The following is a 14,113-nucleotide window of genomic DNA, read 5'->3' on the forward strand; positions in this document are numbered from 1 at the left end:
CATCGCATGACCGTCGAGGCCTCGCCGTACTCCCAGCGCCGTCAGGAGCTGCTGGCCCGCTCCGGGCTGACCGGGGCGGACCGGCGCAAGGCGCTGGCCGATCTCACCGACGCCTGGCTCGCCGGCCTTTTCACCGAGGCCGGCGGGCCGGTCGGCGGCGCGGCCCTCGTCGCCGTCGGCGGGTACGGCCGCCGGGAGCTGTCCCCGGGCAGCGACCTCGACGTGCTGCTGCTGCGCGGGCCCCACCTCCGCGACACCGACGCCGCCGAGCTGGCCGACCGCATCTGGTACCCGGTGTGGGACTCCGGAGTCCGTCTCGACCACGCCGTCCGGACACCCTCGGAGGCCCGCCGGGTCGCCGCCGAGGACCTCCGGGCGCTGCTGGGCCTGCTGGACGTGCGGCACGTCGCGGGGGACGTGGGCCTGACCGAGGGGCTACGGGCGAGCGTGCTCGCCGACTGGCGGGGCTTCTCCAGCAAGCGCCTTCCGGAGCTGCTCGACTCCTGTCGCGAGCGTGCCGAACGATCCGGCGAGCTCGCCTTCACCCTCGAACCTGACCTCAAGGAGTCGCGGGGTGGCCTACGGGACCTCGTGGTGCTGCGGGCCGTGGCCGCCTCGTGGGTCACCGACGCCCCTCACGCCGGGCTGGAGCAGGCGCACGAGACGCTGCTCGACGTCCGCGACGCTCTGCACACGGTGACCGGCCGCGCGAGCGACCGGCTGGCCCTGCAGGAGCAGGACGCGGTCGCGCATCAGGTCGGCCTGCTCGACGCGGACCAGCTGCTGCGCCAGGTCGCGTCCGCGGGGCGGACGGTCGCCTACGCCCTCGACGTGACGGCGCATCGCGTGGAGCACGCCGTGCTCACCCGCCGCGGCCGCAGCCGGTTCGTCACCGGCCCCCTCCGCCACTCCGCGGTCCGGCTCCGGGCGCCGCTCGCCGAGGGCGTCGTCGAGCAGGAGGGCGACGTCGTCCTCGCCCGTGACGCCAGACCCGCCGAGGATCCCGTCCTCGTGCTGCGCGCGGCCGCGGCGGCCGCGCAGGCGGCGATGCGGCTGTCCCCGCACACCGTCGACCGGCTCGCCGCCGAGTCGGCGCCGCTGCCTCAGCCGTGGCCCTACGAGGCCCGCGACGCCCTCGTCTCGCTGCTGGGCGCCGGCGCTCCCGCGATCCCGGTGTGGGAGGCCCTGGACCAGGCCGGGATCACCACCCGGCTCATCCCCGACTGGGAGCGGGTGCGCAGCCGCCCCCAGCGCAACCCGGTGCACCGCTTCACCGTCGACCGGCACCTGGTGGAGACCGCCACCACGGCGGCCGCCTTCAGCCGCCGGGTGTCGCGGCCCGACCTGCTGCTCGTCGGAGCCCTGCTGCACGACATCGGGAAGGGCTGGCCGGGGGACCACACCGAGGCCGGCGTCGCCGTGGTGGCCGACATCGCACCGCGCCTGGGCTTCGACCCCGCGGAGGCCGAGGTCCTGGTCTCCCTGGTCCGCTACCACCTGCTGCTTCCGGACACCGCGACGCGCCGGGACCTCGACGACCCCGCGACGGTGACCGCCGTCGCGGCTGCGGTGGAGACCCCGGAGAACCTCGACCTGCTGCACGCCCTCACCGAGGCAGACGCGCTGGCCACCGGGCCCGCCGCCTGGGGGGAGTGGAAGGCCGCGCTTGTCGCGGACCTGGTGGCTCGGACCCACTCGGTGCTGCGCGGCCACGTCGTCGTGCCGCCCGAGCCCCTGACCCCCGAGCAGCAGCAGCTCGCCCGTCGTGGCGACCTCGCGGTCACGCTGCTCGAGGCGGCGTACGGCCTCGAGGTGACCGTCGCGGCCCCCGACCGGCTCGGCCTGCTCGCCACCGTCGCGGGCGTCCTGAGCCTCCACCGTCTGGCCGTGCGCTCGGCGACGGCGACCTCGGAGGGGTCGATGGCCGTCCAGGTGTGGACGGTCCTGCCCGAGTTCGGTTCGGCACCGGACGCCCGCGCGCTGCGGGAGGACGTGCGCCGGGCGCTCGAGGGGCGCCTCGACGTCGCCGACCGGCTCCGCCGGCGCGAGGAGTCCTACCCCGACCAGGGCCATCGCCTCGGACGGGCCGTCCCCCCGGCACGGGTGGACGTCGTCCCCGGGGCGTCGGAGTCGGCGACCGTGATCGAGGTCCGAGCCCACGACCGGCCTGGGCTGCTCCACCGCATCGGGGCGTCGCTCGCCGCCGCCGGCGTCAACGTGCTCTCGGCCCGGGTCAGCACGCTCGGCAGCGACGCGGTCGACGTCTTCTATGTCGTGGGGTCCGACGGCCGGCCGCTGGGGCCGGAGCAGGCCCGTGAGGTGGCCCTCGCCGTTCGTGGCGCGTTGCGCTGAGCTCGCGCGGATACCCTGGGGCCTGTGTTCGCGACGCTCTCCGACCGGCTGTCCGCCACCCTGAAGAACCTGCGGGGCAAGGGACGCCTCTCCGAGGCCGACATCGACGCCACCTGTGCCGAGATCCGGGTGGCGCTGCTGGAGGCCGACGTCGCCCTCCCCGTGGTCCGCGACTTCGTCGCGAGCGTCAAGCGGCGCGCGCTCACCGCCGAGGTCTCCCAGGCGCTGAACCCGGCCCAACAGGTCATCAAGATCGTCGATGAGGAGCTCGTCCGCATCCTCGGCGGGGAGACCCGCCGGCTGCGCATGGCGAAGACCCCGCCCACGGTCATCCTGCTCGCGGGTCTCCAGGGCTCCGGCAAGACGACCCTGGCCGGCAAGCTCGCGGTGCACCTGCGCGAGCAGGGCCACACGCCGATCCTCGTCGCCGCGGACCTGCAGCGCCCCAACGCCGTCACCCAGCTGCAGGTCGTCGGCGAGCGGGCCGGAGTCCCCGTGTTCGCGCCGCAGCCGGGCAACGGGGTGGGTGACCCGGTGCAGGTCGCGCGCGACTCCCTCGTCGAGGCCCGGGCCAAGGTCCACGACGTGGTCATCGTCGACACGGCGGGGCGCCTCGGCCTGGACGACGAGCTGATGCGCCAGGCGGCGGACATCCGTGACGCGGTCCAGCCGGACGAGATCGTCTTCGTCGTCGACGCGATGATCGGCCAGGACGCGGTCACCACCGCGCAGGCCTTCCTGGACGGGGTCGGCTTCGACGGGGTCGCGCTCACCAAGCTCGACGGAGACGCCCGCGGCGGCGCGGCGCTGTCCATCGCGTCGGTGACCGGGCGGCCGATCCTGTTCGCCTCCAACGGCGAGAAGCTCGAGGACTTCGACGTCTTCCACCCCGAGCGGATGGCCTCGCGCATCCTCGGCATGGGCGACCTGCTGACCCTCATCGAGCAGGCCGAACGCGCGTTCGACGAGGAGCAGAAGGCCAAGCTCGCCGCCCAGGCCGCCAAGCCCGGCGAGATGACCCTCGAGGACTTCCTGGGCCAGATGCAGGCGATCCGGTCGATGGGGCCGATGTCGAAGCTGCTCGGGATGCTGCCCGGCATGGGTGAGCTGCGCTCGCAGATCGAGAACATCGACGAGCGTGAGATCGATCGCGTGACCGCGATCATCCAGTCGATGACCCCGGCCGAGCGGCGGGACGTCAAGCTGCTCAACGGCTCTCGCAGGGCACGGATCGCGCGCGGGTCGGGGACCGAGGTGGCCGACGTCAACCGGCTGGTGGAGCGCTTCCTCGAGGCCCGCACGATGATGGCGCAGATGTCCCGCGGGGGCGGCCTGCCCGGGCTCCCGGGCATGGGCGGAGCCCGCCGTGCCAAGCAGGGCAAGAACACCGCCCGCAAGGCCAAGGCGGGGCGCTCCGGCAACCCGGCCAAGCGCGCCGAGCAGGAGCGGCTGGCGGCCGCCGCGGCCACCGGTGCCGGTGCGCAGGGTGCGCCCGCGCTGCCGCCCGACTTCGAGCTCCCCGACGAGTTCAAGGGCCTGCTCAACTGACCTCACTTCCCCGACTTGTGGCGGGTTGTACGTCATTCCGGGGAGGCGGAGTGACGCAAAGCCCGCCGCAAGTGCGGGTGCGACGGGGCTCGGCGTGGGTGGGGACGTTGCGGTCGGTTTCCACGGGGCGGACGGCCTCTGGCACACTGGGACGGCCCGGCCGTGGCCGGGCACGGCGCTGCGGCGGCCCTCTCACCGCCCGCGTCACCCCCGTCGAGCAGGGACTGGACCCCACCCGGGCCGATGCTCGCCCCCGTCCGACACCCAGGAGCCCGTACCCCGTGGCAGTCAAGATCAAGCTCAAGCGCATGGGCAAGATGCGCAACGCGCAGTACCGGATCGTCGTCGCCGACGCCCGCACCAAGCGGGACGGACGGGCGATCGAGGAGATCGGGACCTACCAGCCCAAGCAGGACCCCTCGCTCATCGTCGTCGACTCGGAGCGCGCGCAGTACTGGCTCGGCGTCGGCGCGCAGCCGACCGAGGCCGTGGCCGCGATCCTTCGGGTGACCGGCGACTGGCAGCGCTTCACCGGTGCCGAGGGCGCCGAGGGCAGCCTGCAGGTGGCCGCGCCCAAGCCCGACAAGGTGGCCGTCTTCGAGGCCGCCGCCAAGGAGACCTTCGTCGAGGCCAAGCCGGCCGCGCGCGCCAAGCCGAAGGCCGAGCCGGTCGCCGAGCCTGCCGATGCGGCGGCCCAGGCCGCCGCCGATACTCACGATGCGGCGGCCCAGGCCCCGTCGGAGGAGACCCCCACGGCCGAGGTCGCTGAGGCGACGCAGGTCGAGGTCGCCGCCGAGGACGGCCCGGCCGAGGCCGGCACCGAGCCGGCGAAGCCGCAGGAGAGCGCGGCCGAGGCGACGATCTCCGAGGACGAGACCGCGGCGGCCGGCCAGGCCGACCAGCCCGAGGCCTGATGCTCGAGGAAGCGCTGGAGCACCTCGTCCGGGGGATCGTCGACCATCCGGACGAGGTCTCGGTACGCGATCGCCAGCTGCGTCGCGGTCGGGTCCTCGAGGTCCGGGTCCACCCTGAGGACATGGGCAAGGTGATCGGCCGGTCCGGGCGTACCGCCAAGGCGCTGCGCACGGTCCTCGGCGCACTGGCGCCGGGGCGGCCCGTCCGGGTGGACTTCCTCGACGCCGACGAGGTGCGCTGAGGCGTGCGGGTGGTCGTCGGGCGCCTCGGCCGTGCCCACGGCCTGGCCGGCGACGTCGCCGTCGACGTGCGCACCGACGAACCGGACCGCCGGTTCGCCCCCGGGACGGTGTTGCACACCGACCCCGAGGCGGACGGGCCGCTGACCGTCGCGTCCTCGCGCACCCAGGGTGGTCGTCTGCTGGTGCGCTTCGTCGGGATCAGCGACCGGGCGGCCGCGGAGGCGCTGCGCGGGGCTCTGCTGGTGGTGGACGTCGATCCCGACGAGCGGCCGGAGGACGAGGAGGAGTGGTACGACTTCCAGCTGGTCGGACTGCGTGCGCTCGACCAGCACGGCGGGCTCCTCGGTGAGGTGACCCAGGTGGTGCACCTGCCGAGCCAGGACCTGCTGGCCCTGCGCACGACCGACGGGCGCGAGGCGCTGGTGCCCTTCGTCGCGGCGATCGTGCCCGTCGTCGACGTGGCGGGGGGTCGAGTCGTCCTCGACCCACCGCCGGGCCTGCTGGACCTCGGCGAGGCGAGATGAGCCCGGCGGCACGGCTTCGGGTCGACATCGTGACGATCTTCCCCGACTACCTCGCCCCGCTGCGCCTGTCGGTGATCGGTCGCGCGATCGACGCCGGGATCGTTGCGCTCGACGTCCACGACCTGCGGGCGTACACGACCGATCGGCACCGCACGGTCGACGACACGCCCTACGGGGGCGGGGCCGGCATGCTCATGCGTCCCGAGCCGTGGGGAGCCGCGCTGGACTCCCTCGCCGGTGCCGGCGCCGGCGAGGGGCCTGGCCCGAGGCCGGTCCTCGTGGTCCCGACCCCGGCCGGCGAGCCGTTCACGCAGCGTCTAGCCGAGCAGCTCGCGGGCGAGGCCCGGCTGGTCATCGCCTGCGGACGCTACGAGGGCATCGACGGCCGTGTCCTGGTGGACGCGGCGAAGCGCTATCGGATCCGTGAGCTCTCGATCGGCGACTATGTCCTCGCGGGCGGCGAGGCCGCCGCCCTCGTGATCGTCGAGGCCGTGGCGCGCCTGCTCCCGGGGGTTCTGGGCAACGCCGACTCCCTCGCGGAGGAGAGCCACGGCGGGGGCGGGCTGCTCGAGGGGCCGGCCTTCACCAAGCCGCCCACGTGGCGGGGGTTGGCGGTTCCCGAGGTGCTGCTGTCGGGCGATCACGCGCGGATCGCGCGGTGGCGCCGCGACCAGGCGCTGCGTCGTACCGCGTCCCGCCGCCCCGACCTCGTGGCCGCCCTCGACCCGGCCGCGCTGGACGAGGCCGATCTCGAGGCGCTCGCCGACGGCGGGACCGACGGCGCGACCGGCGGTGGTTGACGCGATTCGGGCGGTACGCACCCGCTGTGGCACACTGGTCGATCGGCCCGGAGAGCTCGCTCCCCGGCCGCGTCACCCTCGCCCGCGCCCCTGCCACAGGGGGAGCGTGCGGTGGACGAGGTGGCGAGCTGGGCAACCGAACGTCCCCCGACCGTGGGTGACCTGTGGCACCGACGAGGAGACCTGATGAACACCCTCGACCCCGTCGACGCCGCCTCGCTGCGCAGCGACATCCCGGACTTCCGACCCGGGGACACCCTCAAGGTCCACGTCCGGGTCGTCGAGGGCAACAAGTCCCGCATCCAGGTCTTCCAGGGCGTGGTCATCCGCCGTCAAGGATCGGGGGTCCGGGAGACCTTCACGGTCCGCAAGGTGAGCTACGGCGTGGGCGTCGAGCGCACCTTCCCGGTGCACACCCCGGTGATCGCGCAGATCGAGGTGGTCAGCCGGGGCGACGTCCGGCGCGCGAAGCTGTACTACCTGCGCGACTTGCGCGGCAAGGCTGCCAAGATCAAGGAGAAGCGGGAGACGCCGACGGCCCGGTAGGCCGGACCCGACGCTCGCCCACCGCAACGAGGGGCCCTCCCGATGACCGAGCAGGCGACGACCGACGCGCCGCAGCACGCGCACCGCAGCCCCTGGGCGGCCATGCGCGAGGGCGTCGTGCTCGTCGCACTGGCGCTCGCCCTCGCAGTGCTCATCCGCTCCTTCCTCGTGCAGGCGTTCTTCGTGCCCTCCGAGTCGATGGAGCCCACCCTCGACGTCAACGACCGGATCCTCGTCAGCAAGATCACGACAGACGTCCACGGGGTGAAGCGTGGGCAGGTCGTCGTGTTCAAGGACCCCGGTGGGTGGCTGGAGCCACAGCCGGACACCTCGCCGACGTGGCAGCGCACTCTGCGCAACGCGATGACCTTCATCGGCCTCCTCCCCGCCGACCGCGGCGACGACCTCGTCAAGCGGGTGATCGGGGTGGGCGGCGACCATGTCGTGTGCTGCGACGCGCAGGGCCGCATCACCGTCAACGGCAAGCCGCTCGACGAGCCGTACATCGCCAAGGGGGCGGCACCCAGCGACACCCGCTTCGACGTGCACGTCCCGCCGGGCCACCTCTGGGTGATGGGGGACAACCGGCCCTTCAGCGAGGACTCCCGGCCCCACGAGCAGCAGCGCCCCGGCGGGGGCATGGTCCCGGTGGGCGACGTCGTGGGGCGCGTCGTCCTCATCGTGTACCCGATCTCTCGGTGGGCGACGGTGCCCGTCCCGGCCACCTTCCACGACATCCCGCCCGGTAGCTCCTGACCCAGCGCGGGGGACATGCCCTGCCGGTACGTGCGTCGCCGCGGCACCGACGTACGCTTCGACCCATGGCGGACGGCTCGCAGCGAGAGGCCGCCAGGGTCCTCCTCCTGGACGAGCAGGACCGCCTGCTGCTCTTCCGTGGGGCCGACCCGGCACGCCCCGACCTGGGTTCCTGGTGGTTCACGCCGGGCGGGGGGTTGCACCCCGGCGAGACCCCCGAGGGCGGCGCGCGGCGCGAGCTGTTCGAGGAGACCGGCCTCGCGGCGGACACCCTCGAGGGCCCCGTCTGGCACCGGGTCGCGGAGTTCGACTTCGCGGGCGAGCACTACCGGCAGTCCGAGCTGTTCTTCGTGGTCCGCGTGGCGACGCACGAGGTCGACACCAGCGGCTTCCAGCCCCTGGAGGCGTCGGCGATCGACGGGCACCGCTGGTGGAGCCTCGAGGAGCTGCGGACCACGGCGGAGCGCGTCTACCCGGCGGCACTGGCCGCCGAGCTCGACCGCCTGCTGGCCGGGCGGGCCCCGGCGACGCCGTACGAGGTGGCGTGATGGCGGCCACCACGGCCCGTGCCCGGCGCAGCACCGTCCCGACCCTGCGCGTCGAGCGCGCCCTGCTGCGCGAGAGGGGCATGCGCCTCGCGGCGGTCGACGAGGTCGGCCGGGGGGCGCTCGCGGGTCCGGTCAGCGTCGGCGTCGTGCTCGTGGACCTCGCGGTGAGCACGGCACCGAAGGGGCTGCGGGACTCCAAGCTGCTGACCCCCGAGGCGCGGACCACTCTCGCACCCCGGCTCCGCCGCTGGGCCCCGGCCCACGCGGTCGGTCATGCGAGTGCCCGCGAGATCGACACGATCGGGATCCTGCGCGCCCTGCGACTGGCCGGCGAGCGCGCTTTCGCCCAGCTCCCCGAGGAGCCCGACGTGGTGCTCCTGGACGGCTCCTACGACTGGCTGACCCGTCCCGGGTCGGGCGAGCAGCCCACCCTGTTCGACGATCCCGCAATCCTCGAGGCGCCACCCGGTCCCGAGCGGGACGTCCGCACGCTCGTCAAGGCGGACCTGCGCTGCGCCGGTGTCGCCGCGGCGAGCGTTCTCGCGAAGACGGAGCGCGACGCCCTGATGGTGTCGTTGGCGTCCCGGTTCCCGGCGTACGGCTGGGAGGTCAACAAGGGCTACGCGACGCCCGACCACCGCGCCGCGCTGCGCGAGCACGGGGCGAGCGAGGAGCACCGCCGGTCGTGGAACCTCTGGGGCGAGGACCGCGACGACCTCGGCGAGGAGGAGGATCGCGAGCCGGACGACGGCATGCTGGACGAGGGCGAGCAGGAGGAGGACCGCTGGTGAGCGCCGAGGACCTCGAGCGGTACGAGACCGAGATGGAGCTGCAGCTCTATCGCGAGTACCGCGACGTCGTGGGCCTGTTCACCTACGTGGTGGAGACCGAACGGCGCTTCTACCTGACCAACCACGTCGACCTGCAGGTGCGCACCGCAGACGGGGAGACCTACTTCGAGGTCACCATGAGCGACGCCTGGGTGTGGGACATGTACCGGCCGGCCCGTTTCGTGAAGAACGTCAAGGTCCTGACCTTCAAGGACGTCAACGTCGAGGAGCTCGCGAAGCCGGACCTGCAGGTCCCCGAGGAGTGAGGACCCGCGGATCGCGCGCGGCGGCGCCGGTCGGTCGGGGTCACGCACCCGCCTGGTGATCGCCGCAACCCGGCGACCCACCCGCGGCTCCAGCCGCCGTCCACACCGGCGGCTCCAGCGGCCGTCGTCCACACCTTCCGGCGCGGACCTGATCCCTCCCCGCGACTTCGACACGCTGTCGGCGGAGGTGGTTCGGGGTGCGGGCCAAGGACGCGCTGGGTCGTTACGGGGAGGACCTCGCCGCACGGCATCTGAGCGAGGCGGGGCTCGTCGTGCTGGAGCGCAACTGGCGCTGCCGCGAGGGCGAGATCGACATCGTCGCGCGTGACGGCGACGTGCTCGTGGTGTGCGAGGTGAAGACGCGCCGGAGCACGGCGTACGGCTCCCCCCTGGAGGCGGTGACCGACGGCAAGGCGGCCCGCCAGCGCGTGCTCGCGGCTCGCTGGATCGCCGAGCGCGGCATCCACCCACGGGCCGTCCGCTTCGACGTCGTCGCGGTGCTCGCCCCGAGTCGGGGGCAGCCGGTCCTCCGCCACGTCAAGGGGGTGATCTGAGCGGTGGCGCTGGCTCGGACCCGGGCCGTCGCGCTGACCGGTGTGCACGGCCAAGTGGTCGACGTCGAGGTCGACCTGGCCCAGGGGCTGCCCAGGACCACCATCGTGGGTCTCCCCGACACCTCGCTCAACGAGGCGCGGGAGCGCGTCCGCGCGGCGATGGCCAACTCGGGCCAGGCCTGGCCGGACACCAGGGTCACGATCAACCTCTCGCCGGCCTCGCTGCACAAACACGGCAGCGCCTTCGACGTCGCGGTCGCCGTGGGGCTGCTCGCGGCCACCGAGGTGGTACCCGCCGAGCAGGTCGCGTCCCTGGTATGCATCGGGGAGCTCGGGCTCGACGGGGCGGTCAGGGCGGTCCGCGGTGTCCTGCCGTGCGTGCTGGCGGCCCGGTCGGCCGGCTTTCGCCGCGTGGTGGTGCCCGCCGGCAATGCCGCCGAGGCCGGGCTCGTCCCGGACGTCCGCGTCCTGCCGTTCGGGACCCTGCGCGAGCTCGTCGAGGTGCTCACCGGTGTCGCCGCCGAGCCGGTGACGGCCGTGCCCTCCGACGTGGCGCTCCCGCCGGGGGAGGAGGACCTCAGCGACGTCCTCGGCCAGCAGGAGGGCCGCTGGGCGTTGGAGGTCGCGGCGGCGGGCGGCCACCACCTGCTGCTGCACGGCCCGCCCGGCGCGGGCAAGACGCTCCTGGCGGAGCGGCTGCCGACCATCCTGCCGCCGCTCGAGCCCGACGAGGCGCTGGAGGTGACCGCCGTGCACTCCGTCGCCGGGACGCTGCCCCCCGGTCACCCGCTGCTCACCCGAGCCCCCTTCCAGGCGCCGCACCACTCCGCCTCGGCGGCGGCCCTGGTCGGCGGCGGCTCGGGCACGGCGCGCCCGGGTGCGGTGTCGCTCGCCCACCGCGGGGTGCTCTTCCTCGACGAGGCGCCGGAGTTCGCCTCCGAGGCGCTCGAGGCGCTGCGCGGTCCGCTCGAGACGGGGACGGTCGTGCTGGCGCGCTCCAGGGCGACCGTGCGGCTGCCTGCCCGCTTCCAGTTGGTGCTCGCCGCGAACCCCTGCCCCTGCGGGCAGGCGTACGGCTCGGGCGCGTCCTGCCGGTGCACCCCCCTGCAGGTGCGCCGCTACTTCGGGCGGCTGTCCGGTCCGCTGCTCGATCGCGTCGACCTCCAGGTGGGTGTCCGCGACGTGCCCCAGGCGGTGCTGCTCGACGGGTCCCGCGGCGAGTCCTCCGCCGAGGTGGCGCAGCGGGTCCAGGCTGCCCGGGAGCGGTCGGCCGCCCGGCTGTCGGGCACGCCCTGGCGGCTCAACGCAGAGGTCCCCGGCTCCTACCTTCGTGACCATCTCCCGCTGGACGAGCAGTCGCGTCAGGTCCTGCACCGAGCCGGCGGGCGGCTCTCGGCACGCGGCCTGGACCGCGTGCTGCGTGTGGCGTGGACCGTCGCGGACCTCGCGGGGCGCGACCGGCCGCGTCCGGCCGACGTCCTGAGCGCCCTGACCCTGCGGCTCGGGCAGCTGCGCGGTGCGGCGTGACCCTCGATACCGAGCGGGTCGCCCGTGCGGTGTGCCTGCGCATCGCCGAGCCGGGCGATCACCGCCTGGCCTCGCTGGTGGAGACCCACGGCGCGGCCGGGGCCCTCGAGCAGATCCGAGCCGGACGCGGCGTCGCCGAGCGCTGGCTGGTCCGCCTCCCGTCGGCGGACGGCCGGGCGGATCTGGACGCCGCCGCCGCAGCCGGCGCGCGGCTCGTGGTGCCCGGCGACCTCGAGTGGCCGACGGATCGCGTCGAGGGACTGCTCGCGCCACCGCTGGGCCTGTACGTGCGCGGCAGCGCGAGCCTGCGCTCGTTCCTGGAGCGCTCGGTGGCCGTGGTCGGCTCGCGCGCGTCGACGGCGTACGGCGAGCACGTGGCGGCCGAGATCGCCGCCGACCTCGCCGCGGCCGGGTGGACCGTGGTCTCCGGCGGGGCGTACGGCATCGACGGAGCCGCCCATCGAGCCGCCCTCGCCGTCGGGGGCCGCAGCGTCGCCATCCTCGCCAACGGGATCGACCAGTCCTATCCCCGCGGCCACGTCGCGCTGCTCTCGCGGATCGCCGCCACCGGACTGCTGGTCACCGAGCTGCCGCCCGGCGAGCACCCGAGCCGCTCACGCTTCCTCGAGCGCAACCGGCTCATCGCGGCACTGACCCTGGGCACGGTGGCGGTCGAGATGGCGCTGCGCAGCGGGGCCGCGACCACTGTCGACCGGGCGCACGAGCTCGGCCGGGTGCACATGGCCGTGCCCGGTCCGGTCACCTCGCCGATGTCCGCCGGGTGCCACCACTGGATCAGCAGCCGCAATGCCTCTCTGGTCACCTCGGCCGCGGACGTCCTCGCGCTCGTCGCCCCGTACGGCGAGGCCGCCGAGGCGGACCCGCGTGGGGAGGTTCGTCCCACCGACGCCCTGGCCCCCGAGGAGCTGCGGCTCTTCGACGCGCTGCCGGTCGCGGGGTCCCGGCCCCTCGCCGAGCTGGCGGGTGCCGCCGGTATCGCGCCTCGTGACCTGGCCGAACGGCTGGACGTCCTGCTCAGGCTGGGCCTGGCCACCTGCGACGGCACCCACGTCTCGCGCACGACGCGCGGGCGTGGTGCTTGATCGGACGGGCGCGCCCCTTGACGCTAGGAACATGGCAACGGGGGCGGCGCTCGGCTCGTCGGGGGTTGCCCAGCCCCTGCCCGAGGAGTTGCAGGCGGCGCTCGACCGTTACGACGACCACGTCCGCCTGGTGGCGTCGCGCTCGGAGCACACCCGCCGGGCGTACGTGGGCGACGCCTCGTCGCTGCTCGCCTACGCCGCCGCCCGCGGTGTGGCGCGGGTCGCGGACCTCGACGTCGCGGTGCTGCGTGGCTGGCTGGCCCTGCAGGCCCGGCACGGCGCCGCGCGGGCCAGCCTCGCCCGACGGGCCGCCGCCGCACGTGCCCTGACCCACTGGGCCACCCGGGAGGGGTTGCTCGCGAGCGACCCCGGCGTCCTGCTCGGCACCCCGAAGGCGGTCCGGGTCCTGCCCGAGGTGTTGCGGCAGGACCAGGCCGCCGTGCTCATGCACGTGGCGGAGGTGGGCGCCGATGACGGCTCGGCCGCGGGGCTGCGGGACCGCGCCGTGCTGGAGGTCCTCTACGCGGGCGGCCTTCGGGTGGCCGAGCTCGTGGGGCTCGACGTCGACGACGTCGACCGTGCCCGGGGGACGGTTCGGGTGCTGGGCAAGGGGGACAAGCAGCGGACGGTGCCGCTGGGCCGACCCGCGCTGCACGCGCTGGAGGAGTGGCTGGCCCGAGGGCGGCCGCGGCTGTGGACCGCCGAGTCGGGGCCCGCCCTCCTGCTGGGGGCGAGGGGGCGACGCCTGGGCGTACGGGCCGTCCGCGAGCTCGTGCACCGGGCCCTGCGAGACGTCCCCGGCGCGCCCGACCTCGGTCCGCACGGTCTGCGCCACACGGCGGCGACGCACCTGTTGGAGGGGGGCGCGGACCTCCGTAGCGTCCAGGAGCTTCTCGGCCACGCTACGCTCGCCACGACACAGATCTATACGCATGTCTCCGTCGAGAGGCTGAAGGCCACGTATGAGCAGGCGCACCCCCGAGCCTGACGCCGCCGGCGTCGAGGCCGAGGCCCCGCTCGACGAGGTCGAGGACGAGGTCGAGGACGACGTCGACGCTGGCCTCGACGAGGACCTCGAGCTCCCCGACCCGGAGGACGCCGAGGCGGCGCTGCGCCAGCTGTGGGGGGAGTTCAAGGAGACCGGTGACCAGCAGCTGCGCGAGCGGCTGATCCTGCACTACAGCCCACTCGTGAAGTACGTCGCGGGTCGCGTGGGGGTCGGCCTGCCGCCCAACATCGAGCAGGCGGACCTGGTCTCCTACGGGATCTTCGGGCTGATCGACGCCATCGAGAAGTTCGACCTCGAGCGGGCGATCAAGTTCGAGACCTACGCGATCAGTCGTATCCGCGGGGCCATCATCGACGAGCTGCGCGCCATCGACTGGATCCCGCGGTCGGTTCGCTACAAGGCGCGCGAGGTCGAGCGGGCCTACGCCCAGCTCGAGGCCACGCTGCACCGGTCCCCGACCGAGCCGGAAGTCGCCGCGGAGCTGGGCATCGGCCTGGACGACCTGCATGCGATCTTCGGTCAGGTCTCGTTCGTCAACGTCCTTGCCCTCGACGAGCTGCTCAACGTCAACGGCGAGAAGGGCGACAAGGTCA

General features: G+C 74.3%; 15 protein-coding genes and 1 pseudogene. All 16 read left to right on the top strand.

All coding sequences use genetic code 11. The features are described from left to right. Positions 1-6 precede the first annotated feature (6 nt). Positions 7-2,352, top strand: coding sequence for a [protein-PII] uridylyltransferase (locus tag VMI11_05965; protein ID HTY71956.1), 2,346 nt, complete (start codon positions 7-9; stop codon positions 2,350-2,352). 24 nt (positions 2,353-2,376) lie between these two features. Further along, on the top strand, positions 2,377-3,900 hold the full coding sequence (gene ffh / locus VMI11_05970) for a signal recognition particle protein (protein ID HTY71957.1): 1,524 nt from the start codon (positions 2,377-2,379) through the stop codon (positions 3,898-3,900). A gap of 281 nt (positions 3,901-4,181) precedes the next feature. Then, positions 4,182-4,634, top strand: a pseudogene (gene rpsP / locus VMI11_05975) (30S ribosomal protein S16). 179 nt (positions 4,635-4,813) lie between these two features. After that, entirely contained in the window at positions 4,814-5,056 is a 243-nt protein-coding gene (locus VMI11_05980) for an RNA-binding protein (protein HTY71958.1), read from the top strand. 3 nt (positions 5,057-5,059) lie between these two features. Continuing rightward, positions 5,060-5,581 carry a ribosome maturation factor RimM gene (gene rimM, locus VMI11_05985; GenBank protein HTY71959.1) on the top strand — a complete coding sequence of 174 codons (522 nt, stop codon included), beginning with the start codon at positions 5,060-5,062 and terminating at the stop codon, positions 5,579-5,581. Continuing rightward, on the top strand, positions 5,578-6,381 hold the full coding sequence (trmD, locus tag VMI11_05990; GenBank protein ID HTY71960.1) for a tRNA (guanosine(37)-N1)-methyltransferase TrmD: 804 nt from the start codon (positions 5,578-5,580) through the stop codon (positions 6,379-6,381). Before rimM ends, trmD begins: the two co-directional genes overlap by 4 nt. Before the next feature lie 186 nt (positions 6,382-6,567). After that, positions 6,568-6,927 carry a 50S ribosomal protein L19 gene (gene rplS, locus VMI11_05995; GenBank protein ID HTY71961.1) on the top strand — a complete coding sequence of 120 codons (360 nt, stop codon included), beginning with the start codon at positions 6,568-6,570 and terminating at the stop codon, positions 6,925-6,927. Between the two features lie 42 nt (positions 6,928-6,969). After that, positions 6,970-7,683 carry a signal peptidase I gene (gene lepB, locus VMI11_06000; protein ID HTY71962.1) on the top strand — a complete coding sequence of 238 codons (714 nt, stop codon included), beginning with the start codon at positions 6,970-6,972 and terminating at the stop codon, positions 7,681-7,683. A 65-nt stretch (positions 7,684-7,748) separates the two neighbouring features. Beyond that, positions 7,749-8,231 (top strand): NUDIX domain-containing protein, encoded by a 483-nt coding sequence (locus tag VMI11_06005; protein HTY71963.1) that lies wholly within the window; start codon positions 7,749-7,751, stop codon positions 8,229-8,231. Then, complete coding sequence (locus tag VMI11_06010) at positions 8,231-9,022, top strand: ribonuclease HII (protein HTY71964.1); 792 nt, start codon at positions 8,231-8,233, stop codon at positions 9,020-9,022. The genes VMI11_06005 and VMI11_06010 overlap by 1 nt, the downstream gene beginning before the upstream one ends. Continuing rightward, complete coding sequence (locus VMI11_06015) at positions 9,019-9,327, top strand: DUF2469 domain-containing protein (protein ID HTY71965.1); 309 nt, start codon at positions 9,019-9,021, stop codon at positions 9,325-9,327. Before VMI11_06010 ends, VMI11_06015 begins: the two co-directional genes overlap by 4 nt. Positions 9,328-9,524: 197 nt before the next feature. Further along, the gene (locus VMI11_06020; protein ID HTY71966.1) at positions 9,525-9,881 is read left to right on the top strand and encodes a YraN family protein; all 357 of its coding nucleotides are present in this window, start codon (positions 9,525-9,527) and stop codon (positions 9,879-9,881) included. Positions 9,882-9,884: 3 nt separating this feature from the next. After that, the gene (locus tag VMI11_06025; GenBank protein ID HTY71967.1) at positions 9,885-11,408 is read left to right on the top strand and encodes a YifB family Mg chelatase-like AAA ATPase; all 1,524 of its coding nucleotides are present in this window, start codon (positions 9,885-9,887) and stop codon (positions 11,406-11,408) included. Further along, complete coding sequence (gene dprA / locus VMI11_06030; protein HTY71968.1) at positions 11,405-12,511, top strand: DNA-processing protein DprA; 1,107 nt, start codon at positions 11,405-11,407, stop codon at positions 12,509-12,511. Before VMI11_06025 ends, dprA begins: the two co-directional genes overlap by 4 nt. An 88-nt stretch (positions 12,512-12,599) precedes the next feature. Continuing rightward, positions 12,600-13,499, top strand: a complete 900-nt coding sequence (locus tag VMI11_06035; protein HTY71969.1) for a tyrosine recombinase XerC — start codon at positions 12,600-12,602, stop codon at positions 13,497-13,499. After that, on the top strand, positions 13,474-14,113 hold a 640-nt coding region (locus tag VMI11_06040; protein ID HTY71970.1), incomplete at its 3' end, for a sigma-70 family RNA polymerase sigma factor. The genes VMI11_06035 and VMI11_06040, both read left to right, overlap by 26 nt.

The sequence above is a fragment of the Actinomycetes bacterium genome (genome assembly GCA_035506535.1).
Classification (GTDB): domain Bacteria; phylum Actinomycetota; class Actinomycetes; order DATJPE01; family DATJPE01; genus DATJPE01.

Bases quoted from the DNA above. Each gene is read 5' to 3' on its own strand.
- VMI11_05965 (HTY71956.1), top strand. From the start codon at position 7: ATGACCGTCGAGGCCTCGCCGTACTCCCAGCGCCGTCAGGAGCTGCTG.
- VMI11_05980 (HTY71958.1), top strand. From the start codon at position 4,814: ATGCTCGAGGAAGCGCTGGAGCACCTCGTCCGGGGGATCGTCGACCAT.
- trmD (HTY71960.1), top strand. From the start codon at position 5,578: ATGAGCCCGGCGGCACGGCTTCGGGTCGACATCGTGACGATCTTCCCC.
- rplS (HTY71961.1), top strand. From the start codon at position 6,568: ATGAACACCCTCGACCCCGTCGACGCCGCCTCGCTGCGCAGCGACATC.
- lepB (HTY71962.1), top strand. From the start codon at position 6,970: ATGACCGAGCAGGCGACGACCGACGCGCCGCAGCACGCGCACCGCAGC.
- VMI11_06005 (HTY71963.1), top strand. From the start codon at position 7,749: ATGGCGGACGGCTCGCAGCGAGAGGCCGCCAGGGTCCTCCTCCTGGAC.
- VMI11_06010 (HTY71964.1), top strand. From the start codon at position 8,231: ATGGCGGCCACCACGGCCCGTGCCCGGCGCAGCACCGTCCCGACCCTG.